The organism is Nocardioides sp. NPDC058538, assembly GCF_042719275.1.
Taxonomy (GTDB): Bacteria; Actinomycetota; Actinomycetes; order Propionibacteriales; family Nocardioidaceae; genus Nocardioides.
Genome location: NZ_JBHXNY010000017.1, coordinates 57,990 through 73,791, shown reverse-complemented (window position 1 = coordinate 73,791; position 15,802 = coordinate 57,990). Strand labels below are relative to the sequence as shown.

Annotated in this window: 14 protein-coding genes; 6 read left to right on the top strand and 8 right to left on the bottom strand. The window is 70.1% G+C overall.

Annotated elements, in window-relative coordinates; all coding sequences use genetic code 11:
* Position 1: 1 nt before the first annotated feature.
* The 6 genes from ACFWQC_RS16500 to ACFWQC_RS16475 form a co-directional block, all read right to left on the bottom strand.
* Positions 2-2,368, bottom strand: coding sequence for an MFS transporter (locus ACFWQC_RS16500; protein WP_378679935.1), 2,367 nt, complete (start codon positions 2,366-2,368; stop codon positions 2-4).
* Positions 2,369-2,473: 105 nt separating this feature from the next.
* Positions 2,474-2,917 carry a MarR family winged helix-turn-helix transcriptional regulator gene (locus ACFWQC_RS16495; protein ID WP_378679932.1) on the bottom strand — a complete coding sequence of 148 codons (444 nt, stop codon included), beginning with the start codon at positions 2,915-2,917 and terminating at the stop codon, positions 2,474-2,476.
* An 81-nt stretch (positions 2,918-2,998) separates the two neighbouring features.
* Positions 2,999-3,754 carry a class I SAM-dependent methyltransferase gene (locus ACFWQC_RS16490; protein WP_378679930.1) on the bottom strand — a complete coding sequence of 252 codons (756 nt, stop codon included), beginning with the start codon at positions 3,752-3,754 and terminating at the stop codon, positions 2,999-3,001.
* A gap of 59 nt (positions 3,755-3,813) precedes the next feature.
* Positions 3,814-5,271: an NADP-dependent phosphogluconate dehydrogenase gene (gene gndA, locus ACFWQC_RS16485; RefSeq protein WP_378679927.1), complete on the bottom strand. Its 1,458-nt coding sequence runs from the start codon at positions 5,269-5,271 to the stop codon at positions 3,814-3,816.
* A 43-nt stretch (positions 5,272-5,314) separates the two neighbouring features.
* On the bottom strand, positions 5,315-6,355 hold the full coding sequence (locus ACFWQC_RS16480; RefSeq protein WP_378679924.1) for a diiron oxygenase: 1,041 nt from the start codon (positions 6,353-6,355) through the stop codon (positions 5,315-5,317).
* An 85-nt stretch (positions 6,356-6,440) separates the two neighbouring features.
* On the bottom strand, positions 6,441-7,106 hold the full coding sequence (locus tag ACFWQC_RS16475; RefSeq protein ID WP_378679921.1) for a DUF2470 domain-containing protein: 666 nt from the start codon (positions 7,104-7,106) through the stop codon (positions 6,441-6,443).
* 184 nt (positions 7,107-7,290) lie between these two features.
* Here ACFWQC_RS16475 and ACFWQC_RS16470 point away from each other — a divergent pair, with 184 nt between their 5' ends.
* Both ACFWQC_RS16470 and ACFWQC_RS16465 read left to right on the top strand, forming a co-directional pair.
* Entirely contained in the window at positions 7,291-7,584 is a 294-nt protein-coding gene (locus tag ACFWQC_RS16470) for a zinc-binding dehydrogenase (RefSeq protein ID WP_378680044.1), read from the top strand.
* Between the two features lie 123 nt (positions 7,585-7,707).
* Positions 7,708-8,775: a class I SAM-dependent methyltransferase gene (locus tag ACFWQC_RS16465; protein ID WP_378679919.1), complete on the top strand. Its 1,068-nt coding sequence runs from the start codon at positions 7,708-7,710 to the stop codon at positions 8,773-8,775.
* A gap of 51 nt (positions 8,776-8,826) precedes the next feature.
* Here the strand turns inward: ACFWQC_RS16465 and ACFWQC_RS16460 are convergent, their stop codons facing one another.
* Positions 8,827-10,002 (bottom strand): 4-hydroxybenzoate 3-monooxygenase, encoded by a 1,176-nt coding sequence (locus tag ACFWQC_RS16460; RefSeq protein ID WP_378679917.1) that lies wholly within the window; start codon positions 10,000-10,002, stop codon positions 8,827-8,829.
* Between the two features lie 182 nt (positions 10,003-10,184).
* Here ACFWQC_RS16460 and ACFWQC_RS16455 point away from each other — a divergent pair, with 182 nt between their 5' ends.
* Positions 10,185-12,038, top strand: coding sequence for an AMP-dependent synthetase/ligase (locus ACFWQC_RS16455; RefSeq protein WP_378679914.1), 1,854 nt, complete (start codon positions 10,185-10,187; stop codon positions 12,036-12,038).
* Positions 12,039-12,148: 110 nt separating this feature from the next.
* Here the strand turns inward: ACFWQC_RS16455 and ACFWQC_RS16450 are convergent, their stop codons facing one another.
* Entirely contained in the window at positions 12,149-13,078 is a 930-nt protein-coding gene (locus tag ACFWQC_RS16450) for an aldo/keto reductase (protein WP_378679912.1), read from the bottom strand.
* A 99-nt stretch (positions 13,079-13,177) separates the two neighbouring features.
* On the opposite strand from ACFWQC_RS16450, the gene ACFWQC_RS16445 reads away from it, so the two are divergent.
* The 3 genes from ACFWQC_RS16445 to ACFWQC_RS16435 all read left to right on the top strand — a co-directional run bounded on the left by ACFWQC_RS16445 (position 13,178) and on the right by ACFWQC_RS16435 (position 15,788).
* Positions 13,178-13,858: a DNA-binding response regulator gene (locus ACFWQC_RS16445; protein ID WP_378679909.1), complete on the top strand. Its 681-nt coding sequence runs from the start codon at positions 13,178-13,180 to the stop codon at positions 13,856-13,858.
* Between the two features lie 104 nt (positions 13,859-13,962).
* Positions 13,963-14,835 (top strand): RNase H family protein, encoded by an 873-nt coding sequence (locus tag ACFWQC_RS16440; protein ID WP_378679906.1) that lies wholly within the window; start codon positions 13,963-13,965, stop codon positions 14,833-14,835.
* 41 nt (positions 14,836-14,876) lie between these two features.
* Positions 14,877-15,788 (top strand): amidohydrolase family protein, encoded by a 912-nt coding sequence (locus ACFWQC_RS16435; RefSeq protein ID WP_378679903.1) that lies wholly within the window; start codon positions 14,877-14,879, stop codon positions 15,786-15,788.
* The last annotated feature ends 14 nt before the right edge of the window (positions 15,789-15,802 follow it).

Sequence of the window (15,802 nt, the reverse complement as noted above, 5' to 3'; positions counted from 1 at the left end):
ATCAGTCCTCGGGGTGGGAGAGGACGATCTCGTGGCCGTCCACACCGTGGCCGGTGAGGCTCACGGCGCCGGCCGCCGGCGGGTAGCTGGTGGCCAGGACCGTGTAGTCCCCGCTGTCGAGATCGGCGAAGGCGTACGCCCCGTCCGGGCCGGTCGTCGCGGTCCCGGACACGTTGCCGGCCGCGTCGACCAGCGTCACCCTGGCATCGGCGAGGGGCCCGAAGGCCGCCTTGACGACACCGGTCAGGCGGGCGCCGGTGGCCATCTCGACCTCGATCCGGGTCAGGCCGGTGGCGCCGATCTCGATCGGCACCGCGCGCGGGCGGTAGCCCTCGGCGTTGACCGCGACCGTTGCCGGTCCCGGGACCAGCTCGTCGATGAAGAAGGTGCCGTCCGCGACGGTCGTTCCGGTGGAGAGCAGGTCGCCGCGTACGTCGGTCACGATCACCATCGCGTCCTTGATCGGCGCGCCGTCCTCGCCGCCGCGCACGATGCCCTTCAGGCCCGTGGTGCCGCTGAGCAGGAGGTCGTACGCCACCGGCTCACCGGCAACCACCACCGTGGAGGCCTGCGGCTGGAAGCCGTCGGCCGAGGCGATCAGGACGTATGTCCCCGACCCGGGCGCGTCCACCGCGTAGGAGCCGTCGGCGTGGGCGACCGAGCGGCCGAGCTGGCGCCCGGAGAGCGAGATCAGCGTGACCGCGGCGTGCGGGATCGGGATGCTTCCGGCGCCGCGGACGAACCCGTGCAGAGCGATCCCGTTGCCGACCGGCGCGGGGGCAGCGTGCTGCTCGGGCACCCCGGCGACGGCCTCGGCGACCGCGGCGGGGCGGTCGACCTCGGCAGCCTCTGCGGCGGCCTGGGCGAGCCCGCCCTTGGTCTTCAGCGGAACCTCCTTGATGAACACCACGAACAGCAGTGCGATGACGGCTACGCCCGCGGCGACCATGAAGATGTCGGCGATGCCGTGCCCGTACGCACTCTCCAGCACCGACCGCAGCGGCTCGGGGACCTTGTCCATGTCCGGGATCTCGCCCGAGGTGCCCTGGGCCAGCGCGGCGTAGCGCGGACCGAGGTCGGCCAAACCGTCCTGGACATAGTCGGTGACCCGGTGGGCCATCAGCGCGCCGAGCGCGGAGACGCCCATCGCGCCGCCGAGGCTGCGGAAGAACGTGACCATGGAGCTGGCCGCGCCGAGGTCGGCGGGTGCGACCTGGTTCTGTGTGGAGAGGACCAGGTTCTGCATCGTCATGCCGACGCCGAGGCCGAGGATCGCCATGAAGACGGCGACGTGCCAGTACTCGGTGTCGTAGCGGATCGTGCCGAGCAGGCCAAGCCCGCCGACGATGAGGGCGGCGCCGACGACGAGCCAGGCCTTCCACTTCCCGGTGCGGGTGATGACCTGGCCGGAGACGGTCGAGGAGAGGAACAGCCCTGCGATCATCGGGATGGTCATCACGCCGGCCATCGTCGGCGACTCGCCGCGGGCCAGCTGGAAGTACTGGCTGAAGAAGATCGTGCCGGCGAACATCGCCACGCCGACGAAGAGGGAGGCGAGCGAGGAGAGCGTGATCGTCCGGTTGGCGAAGAGCCGCAGCGGGATGATCGGCTCCTTGGCCCGAGACTCGACGAGGACGAAGATCAGCAGGAGCAGCACGGAGCCGCCGACCATGGCCGCGGTCTCCCAGGAGGCCCAGTCGTACTTGTCGCCGGCGAAGGTGACCCAGACGAGCAGCAGGCAGACGCCGGCGGCCATGAAGAACGCGCCGGCCCAGTCGACCTTGACGCCGTCGCGCTTGATGACGGGCAGGTGCAGGGTCTTCTGCAGCACGATGAAGGCGATCACCGCGAACGGGATGCCGACGTAGAAGCACCAGCGCCAGCCGAGAGAGTCGGCGTCGGTGATGACCCCGCCGATCAGCGGGCCGCCGACGGTGGCGACCGCGAAGACGGCACCGAGGTAGCCCGAGTAGCGGCCGCGCTCACGCGGGGAGATCATCGCGGCCATGATGACCTGCGCCAGAGCGGTCAGACCGCCCATGCCGATGCCCTGGATCGCCCGGGCAGCGATGAGCTGACCCGGGTTCTGGGCGAAGCCGGCGACGGCCGAGGCCGCGACGAAGAGGACCAGCGCGATCTGCATGAGCAGCTTCTTGCTGAACAGGTCGGACAGCTTGCCCCAGAGCGGGGTGGTGGCCGTCATGGTCAGCAGGGAGGCGGTGACCACCCAGGTGTAGGCCGACTGCCCGCCGCCGATGTCGGCGATGATCTCGGGCAGAGCGTTGGAGACGATCGTGGAGGAGATCATCGCCACGAACATGCCGAGCAGCAGGCCCGAGAGCGCCTCCATGATCTCGCGGTGAGACATCTCGCCATGGGAGGTGGGTGAGCCCTCGGACGGGCGTCCCGGTGGACCGGCGTGAGTCCGCGCGGCTGTCGTCGTTGCCATGGACTTCCTTTCTGGTGGTGCTGCCTAGTTGCTGGTGGTGCCGCAGTGGCCGAGGCTGTCGCGGAGCTTGGTGACGAGCCGTACGAGTTCATGTACGTCGCGCTCGTCCCAGCCGCTGAGCCGGTCTGCGATGAGGTCGGTGAGCTGGTGGGAGGCGTTGTCGAGCAGGTCGCGCCCGGTGTCGGTGAGACGGAGGATGCGGGAGCGGCCGTCGGCCGGGTTGGGAGAGCGCTCGATCCAGCCCTGGTCGGCGACGCACGCCACGTGTCGGCTGGTCACCGAGATGTCCACGGCGAGCAACTCGGTGAGCTCGCTCATGGTCATGTCGCCGTGTCGACGCAGCATCGTCAGCACCCCCGCGGAGCCGGCCGACAGCTCGGGCGGAAGCCTGCGTACGAGGCCCTTCCGTACGGCTCCGACCTCGCTGAGCTGGTGGATCAGCTCCTGGTACGTCGCGTGCCCGATCATCATCCCTCCAAGTTGGTTGACTTTTACAACCATATGGAGGATAGGGGTCCAATGCAAATCCGGCAGGACCCGGGCGTGTTGCTAGGCGACGGTGCCGCGGGCCGCCCAGGCCGTCGCGGTCACCGTGAACGGGCCGTTGCCCAACCGGCGCCTAGCAACCTCCTCGAGCGCGGTGCGCCCGGCATCGTCGAGGGACTGCACGTAGTCGCCCGCCGGTCCGACGCCGAAGGTGTACGGGTCCCACCAGTCCTCGAACGTGGGGTGGGTGACGCGGACCACCAGGCCGCTCGGCTCGACCTTGCGGAGGCCGACCTTCTTGAACAGCTTCTCCAGGTCGCCCAGCCGGGAGCCGGCGAGCAGTGCCTCGTCCTCGGCCTCCGGGTCGATCTCGTGCACGCACGCCCAGAACGGCGCGACGGCACCGGTGTCGCCGTCCCACACGCACGCCGCGACGGTGCCGCCGGGCCGGGTGACCCGGACCATCTCGTTGATGCCGGCCTCGGGGTCGGTCATGAAGTGCACGACGAGCTGGGCCAGCGAGGCGTCGAACCAGTTGTCGTCGAAGGGGAGCGCCTCGGCCACGCCGGTGTGCACGTCCACCCTGGCCAGCGTCCTGGCGACCGCCTCGATGAACGGGGGCGACGGGTCGACGGCGGCCACCAGGTGGGCCTCGGTGAGGGTCACCAGGACACGGGTGAGCGTGCCCGGTCCGCAGCCGACGTCGAGAACGCGCTGGCCCATGCTGACCCGGGCGAAGTCAGCGAAGTGAGGTGCGAGGGGTTCGGCGTAGCGCCCCATGAAACGGGCGTACCTCTCGGCGGCGACGTCGAACCCCATGCCTCAGGCTAGGACCGCCGTTCGCAGCGTCGACAGCCCCAAGTTCGGTATCTACAGGGCTAGTGGGTCGAGGGCGTCGTCGCGATCTCCGAGCGGTCGCCGGACCACATGGTGTGGAACGTCCCGTCCTTGTCGACGCGCTTGTAGGTGTGCGCGCCGAAGAAGTCCCGCTGGCCCTGGATGAGTGCGGCCGGGAGCCGGTCGGCGGCGAGCGAGTCGAAGTAGGCGAGCGCCGAGGAGAACCCGGGGGCAGGTACGCCGGAGGCCGCCGCGATCCCGACGACGCGCCGCCACGCCTCCTCGCCGGACGCGACCGCATCGGCGAAGTAGGGGTCGACCAGCAGCGTCTCCAGGTCGGGCTTGGTGGCGTAGGCGTCCACGATCCGGTTGAGGAAGCGGGCCCGGATGATGCAGCCGGCGCGCCAGATCTTGGCGAGCGCACCGAGGTCGATGTCCCAGCCGTACTCCTTCGCCCCGGCCACGATCAGGTCGAACCCCTGCGCGTAGGCGACGACCTTCGAGGCGTAGAGAGCCGCGCGTACGTCATCGACGAACGTGTCGGGGACCGCGGGGGCCTTCGGGCGGTTGGTCACCGAGGCCCGCATCGCGCCGCGCTGGGCCGGCTTGGAGGAGACCGCCCGGGCGAAGACGGCCTCGCCGATTCCGGAGACCGGGATGCCGAGGCCGAGCGCGTTCTGCACCGTCCAGACGCCGGTGCCCTTCGAGCCCGCCTCGTCGAGGATGACGTCCACGAGCGGCTGGCCGGTCTCGGCGTCCTTCTGAGCGAGCACCTCCGCTGAGATCTCGATCAGGTAGGACTCCAGGTCGCCGGTGTTCCAGTCCTTGAAGACGTCGACGAGCTGCTCCACCGAGAGCCCGCCCACCCGCCGGAGGAGGTCGTAGGCCTCCGCGATCAGCTGCATGTCGGCGTACTCGATGCCGTTGTGGACCATCTTCACGAAGTGGCCCGCGCCGTCGGTCCCGACATGGGTCACGCACGGCTCGCCCTCGGCCACCGCGGCGATGCTCTTCAGGATCGGGCCGAGCGTCGTCCAGGCCTCGGGCGATCCGCCGGGCATGATCGAGGGCCCGTTGAGCGCACCCTCCTCGCCACCGGAGATGCCGGTGCCGACGAAGTTCAGGTCACGCTCACGCAGCTCGCGCTCGCGCCGGATGGTGTCGTTGAAGTTGGCGTTGCCGCCGTCGACGATGATGTCGCCCGGCTCGAACCGTTCGGCCAGCTGCTCGATCACCGCGTCGGTGCCCTTGCCCGCCTGGACCATGATGATCGCCGTACGCGGCTTGGCGAGCGTCGCCACGAAGTCGTCGATCGTCTCGGAGGCGAGGAAGCCCGCCTCCGGGTGCTCGGTGATGAGCTCCTCGGTCCGGGCGTAGGTGCGGTTGTAGACCGCCACCGTGTTGCCCTCGCGAGAGGCGAGGTTGCGGGCCAGGTTGGACCCCATCACGGCCAGGCCCACCACGCCGATGTTCGCGCGGCCATTGTCGTTGTTCGGCATCGTGCTCCTCGGTTGAGTCGGTGATGCCATTCAACTCTGCTCGTCAAGCAGCGGCGCTGGGCGGCTCGGCACGGAAACGCGCCGGCCGTCCATCCACGCCGAGCACCTTCCAGGACCACCGCGTCAGCGGCGTACGCAGCCCGAGGTTGTCGAAGAGCATCCGGACGTCGGCGAAGAGGTGGCGGCGGAACGCGGCGGCCTCGGCGCCGGTGCCCCAGACCTCGCGGACGACCGAGTCGGGCAGCCCCATGAGCTCGCGGTCGGCGCGCGAGGGGATGATGATCGCGTCCGAGCCCAGCCGCATCGCGAGCGGGGTGAGGATGCCGAGGGCCAAGCGTGAGACCGGGTTGAGCGAGGGCGCGTGCTCCTCGAGCCAGGCGTGCGCGAAGCCGATGTGGCGGGCCTCCTCGGCGATGTGGATGGCCATGATCTGGTCCAGGAGCGGGTGGGTTCCGCCGGCGCGCATCGCCTCCTTCTGCACGTGGTCGATCGGCTCCTCGCCGGCCAGGATGATGGCGAAGAAGAGCGCCGGGTAGAGCCCGCCGAGATGGCCCACGAGCGGGATGGAACGCATCAGCCAGCCCGGTGCGCCCGCGACGTCGGGGCAGACCCGGTTGGTGAACTCCTGGAACATCTGGATGTGATGGGTCTCCTCGGTGAGCTCGTGCATGAAGTAGCGGAACTCGGGGTCGCCGTTGTCGACGCCCATCAGGAACTGGGTGCCGCCGAGGAGGAGCAACTGCTCGAACTGGGAGCCGGTCTTCACCATGGCGGTGAGGCGGTGCCGGCCGACCTCGATCTGCCGTGCCTTGGGCAGCGACTGGTACCAAGGATGGGCGCCGAGCATGTCGAGCGTGGGCAGGATCCAGCGCTCGTCGTCCTCGGGCAGCGCCATCTCGGGCGCGTCCCAGTCGACGTCCTTGAAGGCGTTGAAGTACATCTCGACCGACGCCTCCGACAACGTACGCAGCGTCTCGTCGTACTCCCTGCGGGGCACGGGCCTGGTCGGCGTGATCATCCGGACCGGGGTGCCGGCGACCGCACCCACGTAGCCACCGATCGAGCGAAGTGTCTGCACAACCATCCGAGCCTCCTTGCACGACGTTGATACGTCACCAAGGTACATGGGATTTGTGTACCAGGAAACAGGTTCGGCGCGAGTGTCCCGCTCAGCAGATCTCGGCGGCGAGGGCCTTGCGGACGCCGGCGACGAGGTCCTCCGGCGTCCTGGCCGGGCGGTCGAAGGTGGTGCGTGCGCTGTGCGCCCCGCCCTCGTCGACCCACTGGAACTCGAAGCCTTCGGCGCAGAGCCCGGTGATCTGGGCCGCGAGGATCGTGTCGACCGGGATGTAGGAACGGGTCGCGACCGCCTCGCGGAGGTCGTTGCCGTGGTGGTTGTTGAGATGGTCCTGGTTACGGTGGAGCACGCCGTCGTTGAGGTCGAGGTCGCGGTCGGTGAAGGCGTCGAGCGGGATCGGCGCCGCCTCGCCGGTCGGCCGGACCAGCATCACGTTGGAGACGTCCATGACCACCTCCTCCCACTCCGTCTCGCAGCACGTGCAGGCATCCGTACTCAGCCACCTCAGGGTCCCGGTCAGGCGGACCGCCTCGCCGTTGCCGAGCACGCCCTGGAGGACCAGCACGACGTGGCTGCCTCGTCGACCGGCGTACGCCATCCGTTGCTCGGGTGGGCACAGGAAGGTCGGGCGCCCGCCGTCGTCGGCGAAGCCCTGCATCTCCAGCTCCTCCATCGAGTAGGGGATGCCGTCGATCACCACGCTGCCGCCACGGGGGCAGGACAGGATGCTGCGGGCAATGCTGGCGGTCGAATCCATGGCGCCTCCTGTTTAGGTAAGGCTTACCTAAACACGACTACGGCGGATCGGGCAAGAGCCGCCGCTCACATCGTGGTGCTCGCGTCTACCCAATCCCGGTGAGCGGCCATCGCGGCGCCCAGGCGCTGCCGGGTGCACGCCTAGCGTGCTGGTCACATCCCTCTGAAAGCAGCAGCGGCGAGCGCTGACCCCGACCGGCACCGTGGTGCTGGTCGGAGGCGAGCACGGCGGCAACCTCACCGGCGGCATGAACCGATCCCTCGGGGCGCTCCTGCTCACGCCGTTCATCAGGCAGCGGTTCGCCATGTACGTCGCCAAGGAACGCGCCAGCGACCTGGAGCGCCTCGCCGGCTTCTTCGAGGCCGGCACCGTCGTACCGAGCCTCGGCCACACCTTCCCGCTCGACAGGGTCCCGGAGGCGATGCGTCTCCTCGACTCCGGCCGCGTACGCGGCAAGGTCGCCATCACCACGACCTGAGTCCTGCCAGGGACGGCCGCTTCAGATCGTGAACTATCCGGCCGGTGGAGCCGTGGCTAGCGTCGAAGGTGATCCGGTCGACCGACCGGACCTTCTCGGGCACACGAGAGGGGGAACTCAGCAATGACCGTCACCGACATCGACACCGACAAGCTGATGGCGTTCGTCTTCAGGGCTGTCGACGAAGTGGGTGCGACGCTCAACGCGGCTCTGGTCGTGATGGGCGACAAGCTCGGCTACTACCGCGACCTAGCGGCGAACGGGCCGTCCACCGCCGAGGAGATGGCCCGGCGTACCGGAACCGTCGAGCCCTACGCCCGGGAGTGGCTGCGGGCGCAGGCCGCTGGCGACTACCTGACCTACGACGCCGAGACCGACCGCTTCACGCTGCCCCCTGAGCAGGCCGTGGCACTGACCGTTGAGGACAGCCCGGCGTTCCTGCCCGGCTTCTTCCAGATCGCCCTCGGGACCGTGCACGACACCACGCACATCATCGAGGCGGCCCGCATGGGCACCGGCGTCGCGTGGGGAGACCACGACACCGACGTGCACAACGGCTGCGAGCGGTTCTTCCGCCCCGGCTACAACGCCAATCTCATCCCGGACTGGCTGCCCGCGCTCGAGGGAGTCGTGCCCAAGCTGGAGGCGGGCGCGACCGTCGCCGATGTCGGCTGCGGCCACGGGGCATCGACGATCCTGATGGCGAAGGCCTACCCGCGCTCGACCTTCGTGGGGTACGACGCCCACGGCCCGTCCATCGAGATGGCCCGCCAGCGCGCCGCCGACGCCGGTGTCGCCGACCGGGTGCGCTTCGAGACGGCCACGGCCCAGTCGTTCGGCGGCGAGGGCTACGACCTGGTCACGATGTTCGACTGCCTCCACGACATGGGTGACCCGGTCGGCGCTGCCCGCCAGGTGCGCGCCACGCTCGCGGACGGCGGCACGTGGATGATCGTCGAGCCGAAGGCCGGGGACCACGTCGAGGACAACTTCAACCCGGTCGGACGGGCCTACTACGGCTTCTCGACGCTGCTCTGCACGCCGGGATCGGTCTCGCAGGAGGGCGCCGCGGCACTGGGCACCCAGGCGGGACCCGCACGGATCCAGCAGGTGACCGCCGATGGCGGGTTCAGCTCCTTCCGCACCGTCGCCGAGACACCGTTCAACCTGGTCTACGAGGTCAGGGCCTGAGGCACTCGGGGCCGTCTGGTCGCACGCTGACCGGGCGGCCCCGCGGGCCGTTCAGAAGCCGATCGGCAGACCGGCGTAGTTCTCCGCGAGCCCGGCGGCGGCGTGCTCGCTGGAGGTCACCCAGCGCAGCTGGGAGAGCTGGAGCTGGGTGTCGAACGGGTCTTCAGCGGTGTGCAGCATCGTGGTCATCCACCAGGAGAAGTGGGTGCAGCGCCAGACGCGGCGCAGCGCCGTCTCGGAGTAGTCGTCGGCCAGTCGCGGGTCGCCCTTGAGCAGCGCCGCCAGCGCGGGCGCCAGCAGCGCGACGTCCGCGACCGCGAGGTTGAGCCCCTTGGCGCCGGTCGGCGGGACGATGTGGGCGGCGTCACCGGCCAGGAAGAGCCTGCCGTGGCGCATCGGCGTGGAGACGTGCGAGCGCATCGGGAGGACGCTGCGGTCGGAGATCCGGCCCGGCTGCAGGCTCCAGCCGTTCTGGCCGTGGCCGAGCCGCGCGGCGAGCGCGTCCCAGATCTGGTCGTCGGACCAGGTCGCCGGGTCAGTGCCGTTGGGCACCTGGAGGTAGAACCGCGAGACGCTCTCCGAGCGCATCGAGTGCAGTGCGAAGCCGTCGGGGTGCCAGGCGTAGATGAGCTCGTCGGTCGAAGGCGCGACGTCGGCGAGGATGCCGAACCAGCTGTAGGGGTAGGTGCGGTCCCAGCTCTCCCGGGCCGGGATCGCGACGCGGCTGGGGCCGAAGGAGCCGTCGCAGCCGACGATGACATCCGCCCGGATCCGCTGGGGGATCCCGGCGGCGTCGGTGAAGGTGACCGAGGGCCGGTCGGACTCGATGTCGTGCAGCGCGGTCTCGCTGACCTCGTAGTGGACGACCTGCCCGGCGGCCCTGCGGGCCTCGATCAGGTCCTTCTGCACCTCGGTCTGGCCATAGACGTAGACCGCCCGGCCGACCAGGTCGACGAAGTCGAGGTGGTGGCGCTCCTCGGGCCACTGCAGGTAGATCCCGCGGTGCTTGTCGGCGTCGCGGGCAAGCCGGTCGCCGAGACCGACCTCGGTGAGCAGATCGACGCTCGACTGCTCCAGGATCCCGGCGCGGATGCGGGCCGCGACGTACTCCTCCGACCGGGTCTCGACCACGACCGAGTCGACTCCGTCGGCGGCGAGGAGATGGCTCAGCAGCATCCCCGCGGGGCCGGCGCCGACGATCACAACCTGCGTACGTTCTTCTGCCATGGGGTGAGTCAACTCTTGATCGGGCAGCTGCCGCCAGAGCGCCCTTCCACTGAATGGAAAGCGCGCCTGCTGGGCGGATTCCCAAATAGCGCAGACGGGCTCTTGTGTCCGTGCCAACTCGTCCCTACGGTCGAGGCACCCCGATTGTGACCCGAGTCACAAACTACAGAAGGAGCGCCCCGATGCCCGACGTCCTCGCCGACCGCGCCGCCATCGAGTCCCAGATCGGCGACCAGACCATGGTCGACGTACTCACCAAGGTGGTCGCCGACCGCGGCTCCGAGCCGGCCTTCTCCGACCGGCACACCCCGGACGGCACGGGCTGGCGCACCCTGACGTGGGGCGAGCTGCACCAGCGTGCCCGCGAGCTGGCCGCCGCCTACATCGCTGCGGGTCTCCAGCCGGGGGAGTCGGTCGCGATCATGGCCGCGAACCGCATCGAGCACGTCGTCGCCGACATGGCCACGGTGCTCGCCGGCGGTGTCCCGATCAGCATCTACAACACCCTCGCGCCCGACCAGGTCGGCTACGTCGCCCAGCACGCCGACCCGCGGATCGTCGTGCTCGAGACCGACGACCACGTCGCCCGCTGGGCGCTCGGGCTCAAGCGCGAGGAGGTCGTACGCGTCGTCACCATCGACACCGCCGTGGAGGGGGACCCGCGGGCGGTCGCCTGGGACGACTTCGTGGCAACGGGTGCAGCGGTGCTGGCCGAGGTCGGCGAGGAGCTGGACGCGCGCAGCGCCGCGGTGACCCCCGACGACACGGTCACGATGCTCTACACCTCGGGCACGACCGGGCAGCCGAAGGGCGTGGTGCTCACCCACCGCAACATCGTCTTCGAGACGACCAGCTCGCTGACGGTCTCCGGTGTCGAGGAGCCGGGGGTGCTCGTCTCCTACCTGCCGTTCGCGCACATCGCCGAGCGGGTGCTCAGCCTCTACATCCCGCAGTTCAACGGCGGCCACGTCTATCTGGTCCAGGACCCCGCGCTGCTGCTCGGCACCCTCCAGGAGGTGCACCCGACCAGCTTCTTCGGGGTGCCGCGGGTGTGGGAGAAGATCCGCACCGGCGTCACCGCACTGCTCGCCGCCGAGACCGACGAGACCAAGAAGGCCGGTGTCGAGAAGGCGATGGCGGTCGGGCTGGCCTACGTCGAGTCGCAGCAGTTCGGGCAGACCACCTCGCCCGAGCTGCAGGCACAGTTCGAACAGGTCGACGCGGCCGTCCTGTCGACCATGCGCGCACTGCTCGGTCTCGACAAGGTCGAGTGGGCGGCCAGCGCGGCCGCGCCGATGCCGATCGAGGTGGCGAGGTTCTTCGCCGGCCTGGGACTGAAGATCTACGACGTCTACGGCATGACCGAGACCACCGGGGCGGCCACCGGCAACGGGCCGGAGGCCTTCCGGCTCGGCACCGTCGGCCGTGCCCAGCCCGGGATCGAGCTGCGCATCGCCGATGACGGCGAGATCCTGTTCCGGGGCCCGATCATGACCCCGGGCTACGTGGGCCGACCCGACGCCACCGCCGCGCTCTTCGACTCCGAGGGCTGGCTGCACACCGGCGACATCGGCTCGCTCGACGAGGACGGCTTCCTCACCGTGGTCGACCGCAAGAAGGAGATGATCATCAACTCCGCGGGCAAGAACATCGCCCCCTCCAACATCGAGAACCTCCTCAAGGAGAGCCCGCTCGTCGGCCACGCGATGGTGGTCGGTGACGGCCGTTCGTACGTCGTCGCCGTCCTCACCCTCGACGGCGAGATCGCTCCCGTGGTCGCTCAGAAGCTCGGCGTCGAGGCCGGCTCGCTCGCCGAGCTGGCCCAGCACCCGGTCATCCGGGGCGCCGTCGCCAAGGCCGTCGACGCCGCCAACGCCCGCCTCTCCCGCCCTGAGCAGGTCAAGGCCTTCGAGCTGCTCAGCCAGGAGTGGACCGCCGAGTCCGAGGAGCTCACCCCGACCCTGAAGCTCAAGCGGCGCGTGGTGAGCAAGAAGTACGCCGACGTCATCGACGGGCTCTACGCCGCGCAGGAGTGAGTGCTGCCGCTCGCCGCAGGTAGTCCGGGACGATCCGGTCCGTTACTCATGGGTAGATGGGCTGGAACGTCCCGGACTACCTCTCGCGGTCTTGCACCGCGGCCTAGAGGTCAGCGCGCCACCGGCGCGGCGACGCCGTTCAAGCGGCTCACCTCCTCGTCGGTGAGCCGGAGGGCGCCGGCGGCGATGTTCTCCTCGAGGTGAGCGGGATCGGCGGTGCCGGGGATGGCGAGCACGTGCGGGCCCTGGTGGAGCGTCCAGGCGAGGCGTACCTGCGAGGGGGTGGCGGAGTGCGCCGCGGCGATGGCCCCGACGACATCACGACCGGTCTCGTCGGGGGCGGCGCCAGGGACCGCGCCGGCGACGGCGGCGCCGATAGAGTTGAAGGGCACGAACGCGACCCCGTGCTCGCCGCACAGCCGCAGCAGGGCGTCGTCCTCGCGGCGGGTGGTGAGCCCGTACTGGTTCTGTACGCAGGCCACCGGCCCGATCGCGAGCGCCTCGGTGAGCTGCTCGGGGCCGATGTTGGAGAGGCCGACGTGCTCGACCAGGCCCGCCTCGCGGAGGTCGAGCAGGGCGCCGAAGTGGGCGGCGACCGATCCGGTGCCGCGCTCGCGCCCGACACCCCAGCGCAGGTTCACCAGGTCGAGGTGGTCGAGGCCGAGCTGGCGGATGTTCTCCTCGACCTGGTGGCGCAGGTGCTCGGGTCGGTCGTCGGACTCCCAGGCGCCGTCACGGCTCCTTGGGGTGGGGCCGACCTTGGTCGCGATCACCAGGTCCTCGGCGTACGGCTGGAGGGCGGTCGCGATCAGCTCGTTGGCCGAGCGTGTCGGGGTGAAGTAGATCGCCGCGGTGTCGATGTGGTTGACGCCGAGCTCGACGGCGCGGCGGAGGACGGTGATCGCGTTCTCGCGGTCGGGTGCGATCGGGGTGGAGAGGTTGCCGATCAGGCGCATCGCGCCGAAGCCGATCCGGTTGATCCGCTTGTCGCCGAGCTGCCAGGTGCCGGCGGCACCGGCGGTGATGTGGTTCGTGGTCATGCCCTCCAGCGTCGCGACCCGCCGCGGCGTACTCACGCGCTTGGCAGGTTGTTGCCGATTGCCGGCTCGCGCCTTGGTGGGCGGGGGAGAATCGATGCCGTGACCAACACGGTGGGGACGATCCGGACGGGCGGCACCGTCGCCGTCGTACGCGGCGAGGAAGAGCTCGTGCGGCGCACCTCGCACCTGTTCGCTGCCGCCACCGACATCGCCTGTGCGGCGATCGATCTGCGCACCTGGTCGGCCGCGCGAACCGAATCCGGTATCAGGGCCGCGCTGTGCGGTCGCGACGGAGCCGAGGTGCGGCTGCGGAAGGTCTACCGGCCCAACGTGCTGCTCGACCCGGTCTCCGCCGCACATCTGCGCGAGATCCGCGACGTCCGCGGCGCCCAGATCCGGATCACTCCCGACGAGATCAACGAGACGATCCTGATCGACCGCCGGGTCGCGATCCTCGCCGGCGACCTGCGCCTGGGCCAGCGCAGCTTCAGCATCGTCACGCAGCCCGAGGTGGTCCAGGGCGTCACCTCGCTCTTCGACGCGGCCTGGCGCTCGGCGACGACGGTGGACGCCTATGACGCCCGGATCGCCGAGCTGCGCGACATCGCGCCTCAGGTGCTCGACCTGCTGGGCCGAGGCGTGAAGGACGAGGCCGCGGCGCGCACCCTCGGGCTCGGCGTACGCACCTACCGGCGTCGGGTCGCCGAGCTCATGGAGGCGCTCGGCGCCGGGTCCCGGTTCCAGGCGGGCGTGCGCGCCCGAGAGCTCGGGCTCGTCTGACCGTTCCGGTCAGCGGTGTCCGGATCCTGACGCCGGAGTCACTTTCTCAGGGGCCGCCCGGTAACGTCGAGGACGACTTGTTCGGGCGGGTCAGGAGGTCAGCAATGCGTTGCTTCATCGTCGTCAAGGAGCGCAGCGACGCCGAGAAGTGGGACTGGGTTCTGACCGGTCCAGGGCTGCACGCGGCGGGATCGCTCGGTGCCCGCGGGACCGAGGACGCGATCATCGCGGCGGTCGGGGCGGCGTACGACTCGCTGGAGTCGCTCGCACCGGTGCAGGTCGTGGTCGCGCTGCCGTCCAACTCGCGGTTCTGGATACTGACCGACGAGATCGCGGACGCCTATCCCGGGGTCACCGTGGTGCCGTTCGCCGACGAGGACGCGGGCATCCGCGCGGAGGCGGTGGAGGCGATGGCGATCCATCGGGCCGGCCCGATGCCGCCGCTGGTGGTGGCGACCGACGGCTCGGCCCATCGCGGGTTCATCGGCTGGGGATGGCTCGCCGGCGACGGTCAGCACGGCTTCGGCCGGCAGGTGCCCAACGCCCGGATCCGCGATCCGCAGTCGCTGGTGGTCCTGGCCGAGCTGCAGGCGATCGCCGAGGCGGTGCGGGCGCTGCCCCGCCGCACGCTGACCATCCGGACCGACTCACGGGTCGCGCTCGCGATGATCGAGGACTGGCTCCGAGGTGAGCTGTCGATGCCGAAGGGCTACGAGAGCGAGCACCGAGCCGAGCTCGCCGGTCTGACCCGGATGCACGACGACCTGTGCCGCGAGTCCGATCGGCTCTCGTTCGAGTGGGTGCGCGGCCACGTCGGCGAGGCGCTCAACGAGGGTGCCGACTCGCTCGCGAAGCTCGCCCGGCGCTTCGCCGAGGGGACCTGGGGGCTGACGGCCGACGAGGTGCCCGGGCGGGCACGCGCGATCGCGGAGACGTTCGCTGCGCCGGTGGCCTCTGGCTCCGCAACCGCCGGATAGATTGCTTCGGGCTTCGCTTCCGCCAGGTAGGTTCGGCCCTCGTGAACGCTTCTACGGTCGCCATCGCCCCCGACGAGCCCGCGCAGCTCCGCGCGCGGCTCGATGCGCTGGGCCTGGACGGCATCTTCGACGTACACACCCACTTCCTGCCCGCGCGGATGCTCGACAAGGTGTGGGCCTACTTCGATGCGGCCGGGCCCTTGACCGGTCAGCCGTGGCCGATCGCCTATCGGCACTCCGAGGAGGAGCGGCTCCGGGTGCTGCGGGAGCTCGGCGTACGTCACTTCTCGGCGCTCACCTATCCGCACAAGCCGGGGATGGCGGCATGGCTGAACCAGTGGGGCGCGGAGTTCGCGGCGGACAAGCCGGACTGCCTGCAGTCGGCGACGTTCTACCCGGAGCCGGGTGCGGGTGACTATGTGCGCGAGGCCGTCGAGGCGGGGGCGCGGATCTTCAAGGCGCACGTCCAGGTCGGCGACTACGACCCCAACTCGCCGCTGCTCGACCCGGTCTGGGAGGTCCTTTCGCAGTCGCGTACGCCGCTGGTGATCCACTCGGGTCACGGGCCCGCTCCGGGGCGGTTCACCGGGCCCACCGGCATGGAGGCGTTGCTCGGACGCTATCCGGATCTGGTGCTGATCGTCGCTCACATGGGCCTGCCGGACTACTCGCGCTTCCTCGACCTGGTGGAGAAGTACGACGGCGTGCACCTGGACACCACCATGGCCTTCACCGCCTTCACCGAGGCGTCGACGCCCTTCCCGGCCGAGGAGCTGCCGCGGCTGAAGGCGCTGGGCGAGCGGGTCCTGTTCGGGAGCGACTTCCCGAACATCCCCTATCCCTATCTCGAGGCGGTCGACGGGGTCATCGGTCTCGGGCTCGGTGACGAGTGGACGCGCGGGGTGCTCTACGAGAACGCCGCGCGGCTCTTCGGGTTGCCGCCGGCCGGCTAGTGGTGCGTCCTGGA

Coding starts and splice junctions, on each gene's coding strand:
- ACFWQC_RS16500 (WP_378679935.1), bottom strand. CDS start 2,368: ATGTCTCACCGCGAGATCATGGAGGCGCTCTCGGGCCTGCTGCTCGGC.
- ACFWQC_RS16495 (WP_378679932.1), bottom strand. CDS start 2,917: ATGATCGGGCACGCGACGTACCAGGAGCTGATCCACCAGCTCAGCGAG.
- ACFWQC_RS16490 (WP_378679930.1), bottom strand. CDS start 3,754: ATGGGGTTCGACGTCGCCGCCGAGAGGTACGCCCGTTTCATGGGGCGC.
- gndA (WP_378679927.1), bottom strand. CDS start 5,271: ATGCCGAACAACGACAATGGCCGCGCGAACATCGGCGTGGTGGGCCTG.
- ACFWQC_RS16480 (WP_378679924.1), bottom strand. CDS start 6,355: ATGGTTGTGCAGACACTTCGCTCGATCGGTGGCTACGTGGGTGCGGTC.
- ACFWQC_RS16475 (WP_378679921.1), bottom strand. CDS start 7,106: ATGGATTCGACCGCCAGCATTGCCCGCAGCATCCTGTCCTGCCCCCGT.
- ACFWQC_RS16465 (WP_378679919.1), top strand. CDS start 7,708: ATGACCGTCACCGACATCGACACCGACAAGCTGATGGCGTTCGTCTTC.
- ACFWQC_RS16460 (WP_378679917.1), bottom strand. CDS start 10,002: ATGGCAGAAGAACGTACGCAGGTTGTGATCGTCGGCGCCGGCCCCGCG.
- ACFWQC_RS16455 (WP_378679914.1), top strand. CDS start 10,185: ATGCCCGACGTCCTCGCCGACCGCGCCGCCATCGAGTCCCAGATCGGC.
- ACFWQC_RS16450 (WP_378679912.1), bottom strand. CDS start 13,078: ATGACCACGAACCACATCACCGCCGGTGCCGCCGGCACCTGGCAGCTC.
- ACFWQC_RS16440 (WP_378679906.1), top strand. CDS start 13,963: ATGCGTTGCTTCATCGTCGTCAAGGAGCGCAGCGACGCCGAGAAGTGG.